Source organism: Providencia sp. wls1914, assembly GCF_009706645.1.
Classification (GTDB): Bacteria; Pseudomonadota; Gammaproteobacteria; order Enterobacterales; family Enterobacteriaceae; genus Providencia; species Providencia zhijiangensis.
The window spans coordinates 1-16,401 of record NZ_WLUN01000013.1; the positions used below are offsets into that span (position 1 = coordinate 1).

The 16,401-nt window shown below is 36.9% G+C and carries 12 protein-coding genes and 4 pseudogenes; 7 read left to right on the top strand and 9 right to left on the bottom strand.

The window, feature by feature from the left end:
• From GKR74_RS08530 to cpxR, 9 genes and pseudogenes are all read right to left on the bottom strand, one after another.
• Nucleotides 1-1,145: nucleotide sugar dehydrogenase (locus GKR74_RS08530; RefSeq protein WP_154603194.1), on the bottom strand; the 1,145-nt coding region annotated here is incomplete at its 3' end.
• A 13-nt stretch (nt 1,146-1,158) separates the two neighbouring features.
• Nucleotides 1,159-2,268: a hypothetical protein gene (locus tag GKR74_RS18180; protein WP_154603254.1), complete on the bottom strand. Its 1,110-nt coding sequence runs from the start codon at nt 2,266-2,268 to the stop codon at nt 1,159-1,161.
• Nucleotides 2,178-3,164 (bottom strand): annotated as a pseudogene (locus GKR74_RS08540) (glycosyltransferase family 2 protein). The gene GKR74_RS18180 and the pseudogene GKR74_RS08540 overlap by 91 nt, the downstream one beginning before the upstream one ends.
• Nucleotides 3,146-4,462, bottom strand: coding sequence for an oligosaccharide flippase family protein (locus GKR74_RS08545; protein ID WP_154603256.1), 1,317 nt, complete (start codon nt 4,460-4,462; stop codon nt 3,146-3,148). The pseudogene GKR74_RS08540 and the gene GKR74_RS08545 overlap by 19 nt, the downstream one beginning before the upstream one ends.
• A 4-nt stretch (nt 4,463-4,466) precedes the next feature.
• Nucleotides 4,467-5,348 carry an ATP-grasp fold amidoligase family protein gene (locus GKR74_RS08550; RefSeq protein ID WP_154603257.1) on the bottom strand — a complete coding sequence of 294 codons (882 nt, stop codon included), beginning with the start codon at nt 5,346-5,348 and terminating at the stop codon, nt 4,467-4,469.
• Nucleotides 5,349-5,365: 17 nt separating this feature from the next.
• Nucleotides 5,366-6,433 carry an NAD/NADP octopine/nopaline dehydrogenase family protein gene (locus tag GKR74_RS08555; RefSeq protein WP_154603258.1) on the bottom strand — a complete coding sequence of 356 codons (1,068 nt, stop codon included), beginning with the start codon at nt 6,431-6,433 and terminating at the stop codon, nt 5,366-5,368.
• A gap of 821 nt (nt 6,434-7,254) precedes the next feature.
• A complete protein-coding gene (locus GKR74_RS08560) occupies nt 7,255-8,796 on the bottom strand; it encodes a phosphoethanolamine transferase (protein WP_154603259.1) in 1,542 nt (513 codons plus the stop codon).
• Between the two features lie 231 nt (nt 8,797-9,027).
• On the bottom strand, nt 9,028-10,398 hold the full coding sequence (gene cpxA / locus GKR74_RS08565) for an envelope stress sensor histidine kinase CpxA (protein WP_036950809.1): 1,371 nt from the start codon (nt 10,396-10,398) through the stop codon (nt 9,028-9,030).
• Nucleotides 10,383-11,093: pseudogene (gene cpxR, locus GKR74_RS08570) on the bottom strand (envelope stress response regulator transcription factor CpxR). The gene cpxA and the pseudogene cpxR overlap by 16 nt, the downstream one beginning before the upstream one ends.
• A gap of 151 nt (nt 11,094-11,244) precedes the next feature.
• Between cpxR and GKR74_RS08575 the strand changes: the two are divergent.
• The 7 genes and pseudogenes from GKR74_RS08575 (at nt 11,245) to GKR74_RS08605 (ending at nt 16,202) form a co-directional block, all read left to right on the top strand.
• Nucleotides 11,245-11,805, top strand: a complete 561-nt coding sequence (locus GKR74_RS08575) for a Spy/CpxP family protein refolding chaperone (RefSeq protein WP_154603260.1) — start codon at nt 11,245-11,247, stop codon at nt 11,803-11,805.
• A gap of 247 nt (nt 11,806-12,052) precedes the next feature.
• Nucleotides 12,053-12,367, top strand: a pseudogene (locus GKR74_RS08580) (type II toxin-antitoxin system RelE/ParE family toxin).
• Nucleotides 12,352-12,639: an addiction module antidote protein gene (locus GKR74_RS08585; RefSeq protein WP_108479168.1), complete on the top strand. Its 288-nt coding sequence runs from the start codon at nt 12,352-12,354 to the stop codon at nt 12,637-12,639. Before GKR74_RS08580 ends, GKR74_RS08585 begins: the two are co-directional and overlap by 16 nt.
• 153 nt (nt 12,640-12,792) lie before the next feature.
• Nucleotides 12,793-13,374 carry a HutD/Ves family protein gene (locus GKR74_RS08590; RefSeq protein WP_154603262.1) on the top strand — a complete coding sequence of 194 codons (582 nt, stop codon included), beginning with the start codon at nt 12,793-12,795 and terminating at the stop codon, nt 13,372-13,374.
• 252 nt (nt 13,375-13,626) lie between these two features.
• A complete protein-coding gene (locus GKR74_RS08595; RefSeq protein WP_154603263.1) occupies nt 13,627-14,382 on the top strand; it encodes a M48 family metallopeptidase in 756 nt (251 codons plus the stop codon).
• Between the two features lie 237 nt (nt 14,383-14,619).
• A pseudogene (locus GKR74_RS08600) lies at nt 14,620-15,282 on the top strand (lysophospholipid acyltransferase family protein).
• Nucleotides 15,258-16,202 carry a phosphatidate cytidylyltransferase gene (locus GKR74_RS08605; RefSeq protein ID WP_154603265.1) on the top strand — a complete coding sequence of 315 codons (945 nt, stop codon included), beginning with the start codon at nt 15,258-15,260 and terminating at the stop codon, nt 16,200-16,202. Before GKR74_RS08600 ends, GKR74_RS08605 begins: the two are co-directional and overlap by 25 nt.
• The last annotated feature ends 199 nt before the right edge of the window (nt 16,203-16,401 follow it).

Genomic DNA, 16,401 nt, shown 5'->3' on the forward strand with positions numbered 1-16,401 from the left:
CGGGTATAGACTTTGTCCGCCACATCATCCAGTTCAGGCACCATACGGTTTGCCAGAATAATGTCGCTTTCTGCTTTGAACGTTTCTAAATCACGGATAACTTTCGAACGGAAGAATTCATCTTCTTTGAGTACTGGCTCGTAAACCACCACTTCAATTCCTTTGGCTTTGATACGCTTCATCACACCCTGCACCGCAGAGGCACGGAAGTTATCGGAGCCCGCTTTCATCACTAAGCGATACACACCCACTTTACGCGGTGCTTTAGCAATAATCGCATCCGAGATAAAGTCTTTACGCGTGCGGTTAGATTCGACAATCGCGTTAATTAGGTTGTTCGGTACATCGTCGTAGTTCGCCAGTAACTGCTTAGTGTCTTTTGGTAAGCAGTAACCGCCGTAACCGAAGGATGGGTTATTGTAGTGGCTGCCGATACGTGGGTCTAAAGAAACCCCTTCAATGATTTGACGCGCATTTAAGCCACGGCTTTCTGCGTAAGTGTCTAATTCATTGAAGTATGCCACACGCATGGCTAAGAAAGTGTTGGCGAATAATTTGACCGCTTCGGCTTCAGTGCCATCAGTAAACAGCACCGGCACATCTTTCTTAATCGCGCCTTCTAACAGCAAGTCAGCGAAAATCTGTGCGCGTTCAGAGCGCTCGCCCACCACGATACGGGACGGGTACAAGTTATCCCACAGCGCGCGACCTTCACGTAAGAATTCTGGGGAGAAAATCACGTTGGTGTAACCGAACTCTTCACGCAGACGCTCCGTAAAGCCCACTGGAATAGTAGATTTGACGATAATGGTCGCGTCTGGATTCAGTTTGTTCACATCGTGAATAACGGATTCCACTGAATTGGTGTTGAAGTAGTTAGTTTTTGGGTCGTAGTCTGTCGGGGTCGCCACAATCACGTATTGCGCGCCAGTATAGGCTTCGACTTTATCTTCGGTTGCACGGAAATTAAGCTGTTTTTCCGTTAAAAACTGTTCGATTTCGGTATCGATAATTGGGGATTGCTTATTATTAAGCATCGCCACTTTTTCAGGAATGATATCCACCGCCACCACTTCGTGGTGTTGGGACAGTAACATGGCGTTAGACAGACCGACGTAGCCGGTACCTGCAATTGCTATTTTCATAAATAGAACCTAATTAATATTGTTTGCATTGATTTTTATGGAATATAATAAATAAAGCTATGGAGTAATATGGAACAGAAAAATAAGTCTCAGTAAGTGTTTCTAGTACCATCAAAAAAATAACCATGAGCATAAAGAATGAAAGTAACGATTTGAGTAGTCGTTTTATAGCTAATAGATATAAAAACAAAAAAGGGAGAAATCCCAATCCATATATAGTTTGAATATAGTAAAAGTCTAATGGTAAATACTTAATTACAGATGTCCCAATTAATAAATTAGGAAGGCCTACAGCAGAATATATATTGTAAGAATGCCAAATTCTACCACTAAGAGTTTCATTGAGAACTAAAGTTATTTCATGCTGGTTATATGAAATAGTTAAAATGAATTGGATGATGATGAGAGTAATAGAGAAGGCTATTATGAATAATTTTGTTTTTTTATATTCGTTCTCTTTCTTAGTAATGAAAAGTGAAAGTAAAAAAAATGGTAATATTATAAAGGTCAGTGTCAACGCGGTTCTTGACTGTGTCATGTATATTAATGACGAAATGACAGTGAAAGTAAATAGTGAAAATATTATCTTAGTGGTTTTTTTAGTTGTACTACTATCTAATTTTAATAATATTATACATAATATAGAAAGTAAATATTGTGCGATAGAGTTTGGATTATCAAAGCCCATAGTAAATCTATCTCCAAATCGCTCATCATGATAAAAAAATCTGTCACTAAAAAAAATTAGAGGAGTTAATATTACTATGGATATAAATTGAGCAGCCATGATTAGTTTGATCAAGCTAATCCAAGGTATATTAGTAGATAATAATAATAAAGATATTATAAAAACGAAGCCGAAGTAGTAATCATTGTTGTAAATGACTAGATTTAGTATAAATAAAACCATAATCATAATGTAAAATGTTTTTATTTTTGTTTTTTTTATTGTTATAAATGTTAGCAATGAAAAAAATAGAAGTAAAATATTTAATGCTAACTTGAGGGCATCTAGACCATCAGCTTCAATTTTTAACGAAAAAATTCCAGTTTTAATACAATATATAGAGTAAAAAAGAAAGAATAAATTTTGGCTTTGAATGTCGATTCTATATTGGTTCATATGTTTCTTTTTGGAAGGAAGATAATTATAAATAAAGTTTTAATGACTAGTTTAATATTTTTAAGGTTTCTAGTTTTTAAAGATAATTTCAGTAGTCGATATAGTGATTTCATTAATCCATTCTTTCGTTCTATTTTTATTTCTATTAATTCAGTTTTAAAAAAGTATTTTTTTTTGTCTTGCTCTGAAAGTTTATTTAATAGTTCAAGTTCTTGATTTTTTCTAATAAAATACCCTTGTTCTGACTTTTCTGATAATGTTATTCTCTGTCCATCATGATTATTATGAATGAATAATTTTTTTGGTAACCGTTTGATTTTCGAGGTTATTTTGAGAAACTTAAGAGTAAGTATATGATCTTGATACCTTGGTGAGTCAGTAAAATAATTAACTTGCTCTATGATTTTTTTTGTGCACATAATCATTGGGGTGTATGAATTGCCATCTAATAGAAAATCTGTGATACTATTAACATTTGCATAGCAATTTTTTTTATCTACTAGTTTACCATTTTCTGAAAAATACATATCACAAACGGATACATCTAAATCAAATTTTAAAATATGATTCAATTGTTCTTCTATTTTATTTTCTAAATAAAGATCATCATCATCCAAAAAAGTTATATAATTTCCACTAGCTATTTTAATTCCTTTGTTTCGTGCTAGTGCTCCTCCTTGATTCTGATTTTCAAAAATATACTTAATTCTGTTGTCATTATAACTTTCAATTAAAGATAGTGTTTCAAAGTGATGATTTGATTCTGTATTGTCATCTATAACAATTATTTCAATATTTTTATATGTTTGCTTTAGTACACTGTTAATGGCGTTAGATAAGTATTTGGCACGACCATAGGTAGGGATTATTACTGAAACTAAATTATTTTTTTGCATTTTATTTTTTTTGTCATCTTAAATGGTATTAATATGGTATTAAAGTGCATTCTCAATACGCTCTGTTTTTTATAAAAATAATTTAAAATAGTTAGAGAGAATATTTCTATTACGAATATAGCTATAATAGCACCAGGGATTTTTAAGTGTAATATTAAAAAATAACTTATAATGATTCCAATGATAGACGTTAATATCATTTTTTTTGATAAGTAATTATAACCGGAAGATGCAACAATATAGCGATATGAAATAATGCCTAGGCATGAAAACGTGGATGCGATAGATAAGTAAATAAGTAAGTGTGATGCCTCACTATATTCTTTTCCATATAGGTTTAATATTATGTGTTCACCAAAATAATATATGAAAATAACGTATGAAACGCAAAGTACAAGTGTAAATAGATTTAATTTCGATGTCTCAATTAATATTTCTCTTTCTCTTTTCAGGCTATATATTTTAGAGAAGTATGAGGTGATAATTGCTTGAGGGAGAAATAACCATGCATACGCAAGTGTGAATGCAACTGTAAATATTCCCAAGGCATGGTTTGAAACGAGTATGGCAATGAATATTTGAGAAATCTTAGAGTAAATGGCAATGGACACATTGGATAGGGCAATTGCTCCACCAGATTTAATTAAATAAGCAGGGTAAACATTTGTTTTTTTATTTAACTTCGGTTTCTTTATTCTTTTGTTAAAGAGTATAAATCTTAGCGTGTATGGTATTAGTGTTGTGGTAATTATAGGTATGGATAGATAAACTATATCAAATTGATATAGCACAATGAAATATCTGGCTAGTAGTGATATAGATAAACCTATCACATTGAATAATACGTTTACTTTCGAATTTAAAGTGGCATTAAAGTATATGGAATAGTGATCTATAGTTAAGAACAAATATGATATAGAAACAGCGATAGTAAATGTTATTGTTATTGGATCCTTGGTGAAATATATACAATAGGTTAGATAGCAAGCTGATATTAAAGAATAGATAGTCCATCTAATCTTTGTTGTTGACAGCATTAACTTTATACCTGAGTTTGAGTTTTTACTTATTCTTTTAAATAAAATAGTGTCAGTACCAAGCATCGATATAGTTTGTACTATTATAAATATAGATATCGCAAATGAAAGTTTCCCAAAATTATCCGGTCCAATATATACAGCAACATATGAAGTTATAAATATTAATCCAAAGATGGAGATAACTTTCTCTGAGATTAGCCAGAATGCATTCTTTATGATAGCAAGGTTTTTATTTATTTCAGAGATTATGGTTTTCATCTTTCTAGTCGATTTTCAAAAAATCTCCCATTATTAAATCGCCGTTTGGATTTAAGGTGTTGCTAATTCTTGTATCTAAACCGGCTGCGGGAGTGAATGTAAGTTCACCAAAATATATCGTTCCATCTATTATATAAAAGTCAACACGAACAAAGGGGAAATCATTGGACAACATCTTTGAATAGTGAAATAAACTTTCAAAACCAAGTGGTTTATGAATGATAGGATTAGGGTTAAACTGGTAAGCATATCCAAAAGGTAAAATATTAAACTCTTTATCGACGAAATAATATTTTGGACTGCCACTTTCTCTTTCTGAGCAAATCATTACAAATTTAGGTTCGCCATTGAAGCAATAAACTTTATAGTCTTCTGGTAGTTCATTATTTTGGTTTATTAGAAGCTTTTCACAGATTATTTTTTTTTCTATGTGTTTATAGTGAATTTCAGCCATTGTTTCCCAGTACTCATCATTAAGCCAATTTCGAATTTTTTTGAGAGATTGGGGGGCATCGAAATCGCTCTTTTTTAATACTATCAGATTGTAGCCTGCCCCATGATTACATTTTATGACAAAACCGCTGCTTGGTAATTTTTCGATAGGGATTTCTTCTGGTTTATTACAGACAAATATAAGTTCGTTTAATATATCTGCACATCCTTTCTCTCTTACATACTCTCTAACTCTATATTTATCAGCACATTTGGATACTAATTGGTTGTTTTTATAGTGATTAAATTTTAAATGCAATATTTTTTCATTGAATGTTTTTGGTTTTTTTAAATTTAATTTTTTTTTGAACTTAATTAGATATAATATGTGCGTTGTAAATAAAGGAGATATTCTTGATAATGTTTTTTTGAATTTTATGGCTATTTTTTTCATTTTTTATCTACAGTGAGTTATTGGATTATTTTATTTAAGGTCTGCATGTTTAATACTGATTTTTGAATTTCATGCTCATTGATATTCCTAAAATCTAATAATAATAATGATGATGCTATTTCAATGAGAGATGTTGTTATAGGAGTCTGTATGCCTGCAATTTTCGCTAAATTTTCGAGTAGTACTAACCCCTTGGGGACATCCTCATAAATATATCTAGAATTTATATCTTCAGGACCTTTTGGTCCTCCAGTCGAAGCGTACATCTCGAAAACTTGCCTAGCATCTTGATTTAAATCAAGCTCATTTCTGTATTTACACTCTTCTATATAGGCAGATGGAACCCCTTGATAATGTGAAATAACTTTATTTTTTTCACTATCTAGTTTTTCAATTAGATTCCAAATGGCTGGGGTAAAGGCTTCTTTATACATCCAGAATTCACCCTTGCTATATTCAATTCTAGATGCTGACATAATTGCGCCAATTGTGTGAACAACAAGGTTAGGGTTGTGAAGAGCAGACTCGATAATATTACTTCTTGTTTTATGATATGCGGGAGTTAGTTTTTTACAAAGAGTTAAGGCCTCTTCTTTATATTTTTTGGGGTATACACCAATAGCATTTCGGATATTCTCAAATAGTATTTTAATGTGACCAGGAGAAGTAATTCTTGCATCATAAGGAGTTGATTCTCCCTCTATTAATATTACATCTTCTAAGTCTATATAATATAAGCTTCCTAGATACCCGGGGATGGACATAATGTATTTGGTTTTTTCGCTAATGTTGCTTTTTATTTTTTTTGAAATTTCTTGATGATACAATGTTTGGGTCATTATTATTATTAGATCAGCATCTTGTATACCATATTTTATATCTCTTGTGATATTTTTTAATGGAATAAACTGATTGGTTATTTCTTTTTGGGAAAGAAAAATTCCGTTATTTTTTTTTATTACATTATAATTTTCATCGTGTAAAGAGTTTGACGTTTTTACTAATGTAACATCATGACCTTGTATAGAAAACATTGCTGCATGTGCACACCCTGCATTGCCTGCACCAATAATACTTATATTCATTTATTATCCTATATAACTCATATTTAGCTCGATTAAGAGATCTTCACATAGCTACCGCACTGGGTTATCGGGTCCCAGAGCGCCATTGAATTTCAGAATTTAGTGTTTATTAATTGAAAATATTGAATTTTTTTCAAAAACGCTCAATTGATAAACACTGCTTATGATAGCCTTTCCTTATCGGTTATCTCGTACCGTAAGCACAATCAATCAAAAGCCCTTAATAATAGCACTAAAGTTTCGGGGTGACTATCGATGTAAGACGCTTAAAAATCACTACGTTGCATGTAATATCTAGATCGCTTCTTTGAAATCATTAAGTGACTTCTTAGCCTATGGATCTATTAAAAATTATTAATTTCACATTGAGTGGCATATTGGTTTGAGAGGTGTTCATGCTTAGGGGCTAACCCTCTAGTCAATGAAAAGCATATATACAGCTGGATAGCATAAAAAATAATGATAATCACAGCCGTAACTTGATGCATCTTATTAATATATAAATAGAACATGCTCATGTGGTGTAGGAATAGGTAATTACACGAATAACGATGTAATCACTGAAATATAATATTTATAAGAATTATCTTAGCTATTTATTACTTATAAGTGTATGTAGTAAACATGTATAGGTAAATGTTGCCTAATGTTTGAGGCGCTAATTTCATCACTGTGTGTGAATATGAGTAAGTTAATTATCAGTCAGCTTGAATTTGATAGGGGATATGATGGGAATTGTCCTGTAATCACTTTTAGATAGAAGAGGAAGGACAGCGCAGTAGTACTCTACCACTTCTACTGCGCTTACTAAACTCTGTAGTTTATTTTTCCCTAATATCAATAGCAGGGTCAGGTGCCCGTTCACCTTTTATGGCATCTATCTTTTGTGTTAACCCAAAGTCATTAGGATCACTTTTGCAGTCAAACAAGCTATAGTCTGCTTTTAGTTTATCATTATGTATGCCTACCCATGATGCGATTCCATTGGCAAAGTTTAAGCCTGACTTGAATGATGTGCATTTAGACTGTTTTGTAGTATCTGAGGATATTTTAAATAACGGAATATTATAGTGGAATGCACTTTTTTGACTGTTATTCAAATTATAGGCTCCATTATTAATGGTATGGAATAGACCATGATCAGAAAAATAAACTAAGGAGTATGTTTCATTTTCTTGATTATATTTCTCTTTTAATAATGAGTTTATTTGGCTAAGTACATCATCTGTTTTTTTGATTGATGTTATATAACAGTTTATATAATCATAGTTTTTATCTTTGACATTTACTACTTTTTTGTAGTCATTCACTCGGTCACAGGCATTCGGATGAGATCCATATAAATGAACAACAATGAATTTTTTCTCTTTCTTATTTTCGTTGAGCACATTTTTTAGCTGGTCAACGAGGCGGTAATCACTGGTGTTTTGAGAATTATATTCACCTGATTTGACGAAGTATTTACTATCACTTCGACGTGCAATAGCTGACACTGGAGTATCATATTTACCAAAATACCCCTGATTAGATATCCAATATGTTTTAATATTCGCCGATTTAATTAGGTCAATTAATGTTAGATTGTAGTTAACTTCCCAGTTTTTTCGGTCAGGTTCTGTGAGCATTAATCTTAATGAAGCAACGGTATTCGTGCCACCAGAGGTTAATCCATCAACTAGCATGCCGTTATTGCTCATAAATGGTGTATTTTCAATAGGATAACCAAATGCATGGTGATAATCTTTTCTTGCACTTTCTCCTATTACTAATACATAAGTATCATACTTCGAATCTACTAGTTCAGATTTTCCCCAATCACTTTTGATTTCATATGAATTGAGTTTTGCGAGTTCTTCTTTGACCTTTATAGATGAATCAATAATTGATTTAAAAAATTCTGAAGGTGACTGATTTATCATTGAAACAATAACAAAGATACATATAACAGTTTTATTTCGATAGAGTTCAACATGCATTTTTACTGTTATGTATCTATAGAAAAAGATACCAGCCAAGATAAGACATGGGTAAAAGAAATTTGTGACAGGTATTTGAGATAGGAATTCTTTGCTTTCTAAAAGGTCAGTTGCAAATACAGAAGCGACATATTGATAGTTAGGCTTACCAACCATTAATCCTATTGGTGAATAAAGTGCATAAAGTAACGCCATTGGAAATAACAATAGCCAAAAAGCTTTTTTTGACGAAGATAATATAATTATCAGAATAGTTAAAAGCAAAATATCTTTGATTGAACTAACGGAACCTGCACTGACTAACATCGCTTTGGATGTATAAAATAGCGCAATAATGGCTAAAAAAGTCCAAAAGACTTTAATTAGTAAAGATTTTTCCAGTTTCACAGGGGTATTACCTTTATAATATTATACCAACAAGATGGGGATGTAATAAAAGTGAAATATAAGCGGGCTAATTATAATCGCGTTATTCATGTTGTCACTGATTAGTTTTTGAAGTGAAGTTCAGATGCTTGAGCTTGGATGGGAATATTAGGCGAAATAGAATAGGAATATATGGCTGATATATAAAAAGGTCTTTGGCACATGGGTACCAAAGACCTTCATCATGCAAGATTAGCGCCCGTGTTCTGGCAGCCAAATTTGTAGGCGTAATCCACCTAGTGGGCTATCGTCAGCTTTTACCCAACCTTTATGTTGGGAAATTGCCGTTTCAACAATCGCTAAGCCAAGCCCTGTACCACCGGTTTCTCTGTCGCGAGCTTCATCGGTGCGATAGAACGGTCGGAAGATATGCTCACGGTCAGCAGGGCTAACACCCGGGCCATCATCGTCGACAGTAATCAAAATACCGTTATTTTCTTCTTTGAAATCAACCGCAATATGGGTGTTTGAGTAACGTAGCGCGTTACGCACTATGTTTTCAAACGCGCTGCCAATGGCGGATGGATTGCAATACAACGGCCATGAACCTGGGTGTGACGTGACATCCAGTGTTTTGTTCATCTGCTCCGCTTCGAAGCTGGCATCATCCAGAATATCTCCCCATAACTCATCGGCTTTGATGTGTTCGCGAAGAATTTCATTTTTATGTTGACTGCGAGAGAGAACCAGCAAGTCATTGATCATGCTATCTAAACGGTGAGTTTCTGTTTCGATACGCTCCAACTCTTTACTCTCACCATGACGGCGGCGTAATAATGCCGTTGCTAGCTGTAATCGCGTGAGCGGGGTGCGCAGCTCATGGGAAATATCAGAAATCAATCGCTGCTGGGCGGTGACCATACCATCTAATGCACTGATCATCTGGTTAAAACTGTTACCCGTTGATAAAAATTCTTGGGGACCCGACTCAAGCTCAGGATGTGGGCGTAAGTTACCTTTTGCCACATCATCCGCCGCCATTTTTAATTTACGGGCAGGGCGAGCCAAGCTCCACGATAGCCATAATAACAGGGGTGCGCTGATTAACATGGTGGCAATCAAGAGTAAAAACGGTCGGTCAAACAACAGGTTAATAAAGTCTGACTGTGGGCTGCTTGCCGGGCGAACTAAATACAGTTGGTAGTGATCTTCACCGTCACGAATAGAAAATGGACCCAAAATTTCTGCGCGTCCGTACTTTTTCTTTTTCGGATGGTCGGCATTATCGGATTGACCAATAAAGTTGCGGATCACCTGCATTTCACTTGGCATCGCACCAATCACGCGGCCTTCACTGGTCACGATAATTAGCCGTTGCCCTGGGGGCGCCCATTTTTTGATGGCGTTGGAAATCCGTCGCCACCAAAGTAGGTCGTTCATTGGAGCTTGCGCGAGTTCGGCTTCGATGTGTTGTTCAAGCATTTCCCCTTGGCGTTGCTCACTTTCCATCAGGACGGTGAGCTGCCGAGAGTCGAGTTTGGGCACCATCAGCACTAGCATTAAAACTAGTGCGAGGGTAAACCAGAAAATCGCAAATATTCGAGCTGTTAAGCTGTTGATCATGTGGCAGAAACCATCAAGTAACCGCGTCCACGCAAGGTTTTAAACCAAGGTTGGCCATCGGTGCGTTCTGGAAGTTTGCGGCGCAAGTTTGAAATATGCATATCAATCGCACGGTCAAATGGCGTGAGGCGCTTACCCAAAACTTCTTGGCTTAAATGCTCTCTTGAAACCACTTGCCCTAAATGCTGGGCTAATAGATAGAGCAAAGTAAACTCGGTGCCAGTTAAATCAAGGATTTCGTTATCGAAGCTGGCTTCTTGACGACCCGGATTGAGCTGTAATTTATCCACTTGTAAGGTTGGGGTGTTGCTGTTGTCCCCTTGAGTTTGCTCGCTCCAGTTTGAGCGGCGCAGTAACGCACGAATTCGCGCTACTAACTCCCTATCGTTAAATGGTTTTGGTAAATAGTCATCTGCGCCGAGCTCTAAGCCCAGCACTTTATCTAATTCACTGCCGCGCGCCGTTAACATAATGACTGGCGTTTGGTGAATTTGGCGTAGCTCTTTTAATGTCTCAATACCGTTTTTCTTCGGCATCATGACATCGAGTAATAATAGGTCAATGGATGAATCGATTTGCTGTAATGCTTGCTCACCGTCATAAGCGATGACAACATTGAAACCTTCCATTTCCAGCAGTTCTTTTAAAAGCGACGTGAGTTCACGGTCGTCATCAACTAATAGGATTTTATGCATTAATTAAGTCCTCCAACTGCCAAAATACGATAACAATCTTCACGTTTCCATGACTTTACGTTCTTTTACATGCTCTGACGCTAGTTTGCAGCCGACCGCGTATATTTAACTCCATTGAATCACGAGCATCGTTCGGAGACAAGGTATCTAAATGCAAAGAATAGTACACAGAACAAAACACAGTTCAGTACATAAAACAGCCGCATACGTTTTAGCTTCTGCATTTGTTTTCGGGCCAGTCGCTGCGTTTGGTGAAGCATCTGAAAGTAGTGTTAATGATGAACCATCGTTAGTGCTTCAAATGCAACCGGACCAGCCACTACAAACCACACATATTGCTATTCAGTTTCAGATCCCTGAATCATTAAATAGCGACGAACGTGCCAGTGAATTTATGTTTAATGGTATCACGTTGAGTGAGAAACAGCGCCAACAGCTTCGTGATTTGATGGCTACCCAGCGCCACCGTCATGGTGAAAATGTTGCCTCAATACAAGAACGTGAGTCATTACACAAACTTATTATAGCGGATCGCTTTGATGATAAAGCTGTCCGAGCGCAACTTGAGAAACAATTGCAAAAAGAACTGGATGAACGCGTTGAGATGGCTCGTATCCATCACGAACTTTACCAGTTACTGACGCCAGAACAGAAGGCGCAGCTTGAGCAAATTAATCAGCATAAATTCGTTGAATATCAAGTTATGCAGTAGAGATTCCTAGTAGTGAGTGTAGTTGAGTTTTTAAAGCCTGTAGTTGAGTTTCTAAGCTGTATCGTTGAGTTTCGAAGTAAGTAGTGAAGTAGCAATAACTGAAGTTTTTCCTTGCCATAGACACCATCCCTGTCTTTATAGCCCCTTTTTAAGGGGCTTTTTTTTATGCCAAACGTATTTTTGTTAACTGTAGTTGACAGTTTGAGTGTGATAACTATAGTTAACAGATAGTGAGAAGGGAGGCTCTATGTTGACCGTACTAACGACAGATATTTTTAATAGATGGATGCATGACCTGAAAGATATTCGAGCAAAAATAAAAATACAGGTAAGAATTCGGCGTTTGAAGCAAGGCAATTTTGGTGATGTTGAATCAATAGGTGATGGTTTTTCTGAATTAAAAATACATGAAGGGAAAGGATACCGCGTTTATTTAAGAAAGATTGATAATACAATCGTATTGTTAATCAGTTGTGGTGATAAATCGACGCAGCAAAAAGATATCGACAAAGCCAAACAAATTTTTCGTGAAATTGAAGGTGATCTATGAATATTAAAATAAAAGAGTATGACATTGCAGAGCATTTAACGAACGAAGAAGAAATTCAGCTGTATCTTAATGAAATACTAGAAGAAGGCGATACGGCACTCATTCTTGCTGCGTTAGGCGATATTGCTAGAGCGAGAAATATGACCCAATTGGCAAAGGAAGTAGGAATGAGTCGAGAAGGGCTATATAAGGCACTATCTGGTGAAGGTAACCCTGCATTTACCACTATCTTGAAGATAGTTCATTCACTAGGACTAAAGCTGCAATTTAAGAGCGCAAGATAACCCTCTTTGTACTCTTCTATTACTATCAGTAATATTTTTATTACTGATATGTTGTCTATACATTCACTTTCCACGTACTATCTTTATTTCCACCGATTATTCTGAACACTTGCAAAATAGATTTTCACACATCCAAAGAGGTCATACTGCGCCATGATCCAGAAACTGACTGCTCAAGATTATAAAAAAATGCCTTGGAAAAATGGGCAAGGATTTACGTTAGAACTGGCGAGAAGCCACGGGGAAGGACTCGAAAATTTTGACTGGCGAGTGTCTATTGCAGACGTAAAATCCGCGGGCTCATTCTCTTTTTTCCCAAATAAACAACGCATCATTGGCGTGCTGGAAGGCACCGGGATTGTGCTGCAGATAGATAAAAACCCGCCTGTTTCTTTATTACAAAAGCAATTTCACGCCTTTAATGGTGAAAGTGATGTGTATGCCGAATTAATCAATGAAGCCATCCGCGATTTTAATTTGATTTACAACCCTGAAAAGTATTCAGCTCGGTTGCAGTGGGTATCTTGTGAGTCGGCAAACTCGTGGATCAGTAATGGAAACTGTGTGCTGATTTTTAACTTACAGGGCAAGCTAGAGTTGCAAGTAGATGGGCAGCTCTCAGTCTTAAATGATTTTGAAACCCTATTGGTCGAAAAAACAGGTTCCCCTACGCAATATATTGCTTCTCCTGAGCATCATGGAGACTTTTGTGTGATTGAGTTATTTGAAAGATAACGCTACAAAGCCATTTAAGTCATTTTGGAGTGATTTAACTCAGTCAAATCGCGACTATTTAGTTAGCGGATAATTCTGATAATTTCACTCTTTGGATAAAATTGTTATCAAATTCATAGATTGCTTATTTAATGGCTTTATTCTTATTGTGATTTTAAACAGAATCTTTAGGCTGTATCTCCGAATCGTTATTAGAACGAGAATGGTTTATTAAAAACAGTAATATAATTTTTGTAGCAAGGAAAAAAGAAGATGAAAATGAAGGCGCTTGTTGCGGTCGCAGTTTCTGCGGTCATTATGACTGGCTGTAAGAGTATGGACACTGGGCTGATGACCAACTCTGGAATGCAATTATTCCAAGCTGCGACATTATCTGATGCAGATGTTAAAAAATTCAGCGATGACGCTTGTAAAGAGATGGACGCAGAAAACAAAATTGCCCCAGCTTCAAGCAAATACACTCAACGCTTAAACAAAATTGCTAAAGCTCTGGGTAGTGAAGTTGACGGTACTCCGGTTAACTATAAAGTTTACATGACCAAAGATGTGAACGCATGGGCAATGGCAAATGGCTGTGTACGTGTATACAGCGGTCTGATGGACATCATGAACGACAACGAAGTTGAAGGCGTTCTGGGTCACGAAATGGGTCACGTTGCTTTAGGTCATACCCGTAAAGCAATGCAAGTTGCTTATGCGGCAGTTGCAGCACGTACTGCGGCAGCAGCATCAGGTAACGATGTTGCGACTCAATTAAGCTCTTCACAGTTAGGTGAGCTGGGTCAAAAACTGGTTAACTCTCAGTTCTCTCAACACCAAGAAAGCCAAGCGGATGATTTCTCTTATGATCTGCTGAAAAAACGTGGTGTGGATACTAAAGGTTTAGTGACTGGTTTTGACAAATTAGCAAAACTGGGTAGCAAAGAAACCAGCATGTTTGATTCTCACCCACCGTCAGATGAGCGTGCACAACATATCCGTGACCGTATCGCGGCAGATAAAAAATAATTTTTATCTTGAATGATATTAATGGGGAAGCTAAGGCTTCCCTATTTTTTATCTAACATCTGAGTTTTTCATATAGTTTGCATTTTATCTTAATTCTGGTGGTGAAAATAAAGTCACAAATCAGAACTTATCCTGTTGTGCTCTTGTTCGACGCTGCATATCTTATTAAGCAAATACGATTAAGAATTTTTTTTATCATTGTTTTATTTGTGCTCGATAAGAGAGCAAGGAAAAAAGATGGAAAAAACACAGCGAGTTTCTCTACTGGCGAAAGGAATGGGAATGCTGTTGTCCGGTACTTGCCGCTTATTAACGGGAGTCCGTACACGTTGGGTTGGATGCCAACCGGCCATTACCCCCCGCATCTACTATGCCAACCACTCAAGCCACCTCGACGGGTTAGTTATTTGGTCAGGGTTGCCACCTTTAATGCGCCATTTTGTTCACCCTGTTGCCGCGAAAGATTATTGGGATGGCACGCCATTTCGTCGCTATCTCGTCAATAACGTGTTTCGAGCTGTATTGGTGGATAGAAAAGGGGACAAACCTGCAAAAGAGTCTGTCCTTGAGCCGCTAGAAGCGGTACTTGCTGCTAACCATTCATTAATTTTATTTCCCGAGGGAACTCGAGGAGATGGCGAGGAACTGGGTAGCTTCAAAAGCGGAATTTATCATTTAGCGAAAAAATACCCCAATGTTGAAGTCGTCCCGGTGTATTTGGAAAACTTAAATCGCGTGTTGCCGAAAGGAACAAAGCTCGTGGTTCCGGTTATCTGTTCAGCAACGGTTGGAAAGCCACTATCTCCACTTACTGAAGATGAAAATAAGGCGGATTTTTTGCAAAGAGCGAAAGTTGCACTTGAGGAGATGATGCCATGAGTCTTTGGGATCGTGAATTAGCACTGCTGTTATCCGGTGTCTTCGGTATTTTGATGGTCGCCAGCGTAATAGGCGGCATTCTGGCATACCGTTATTCAGGGGAAAAAAGTAACCCAACCATCGATAACCTAAATGCGCGTATTCGTGCTTGGTGGGTGATGTGTATCGTCTGCGTTTTGGCGGTGGTGCTTGGGAATATCGGGGTCGTGATCCTGTTTGCGTTGATTTCTTTCTTTGCATTAAGGGAATTTATTACGCTAGCGCCGACGCGCCGTAGCGACCATGAAGCGTTATTTTGGTGTTTTTTCGTCTTCCTTCCCCTGCAATATGTGCTGGTTGGGGTTGAGTGGTATGGGATGTTCTCGATTTTTGTACCCGTGTTTGTCTTCTTGTTTTTACCGACACGAATCGCGTTGGCGGGGGATACTTACCACTTCCTTGAACGTACTGCGAAAATACAGTGGGGCATGTTGGTCACTGTATTCTGCTTGAGCCACGTACCAGCATTGTTGATGCTGAATATTGAAGGCTATCAAGGGGAAAACGTTAAGTTGCTGCTGTTCTTAATTGTGGTCACACAAATCTCAGATGTGCTCCAATATGTCTTTGGTAAGTTACTGGGCAAACATCCTATTGTGCCTAAGCTTAGCCCAAATAAAACCGTCGAAGGATTTATTGGCGGAATATTAACGTCAGTGCTGATTGGTATCTGTTTGTATTGGGTGACGCCATTTAGTTGGTGGGCGGCAGGGTTAATGTCATTGGCGATTACGTTAATGGGCTTTGTCGGTGGTCTGTGTATGTCTGCAATTAAACGCGACAGTGGGATCAAAGACTTTGGGGCCATTATCGAAGGACATGGCGGAATGTTAGATAGAATTGATTCCCTATGTTTTGCCGCGCCAATTTTCTTCCACCTAACGCGTTATTTTTATACCTAATTAGCTGTTGTAAATAGATTTTCCTATTTTTTCAACCGCAGAAGCACCTTAGGGTGCTTTTTTTATAGGAAAATGCTCCGTATCTTGCAATGATGGGGTCGCACTGAGATTAACATGCTATCATCGAGACTTAATTTGTACTTCGAAGTAAGATGATTACATTGAGTGGGTTGGTTTTGGTCATTTGAGCTAAAATTAT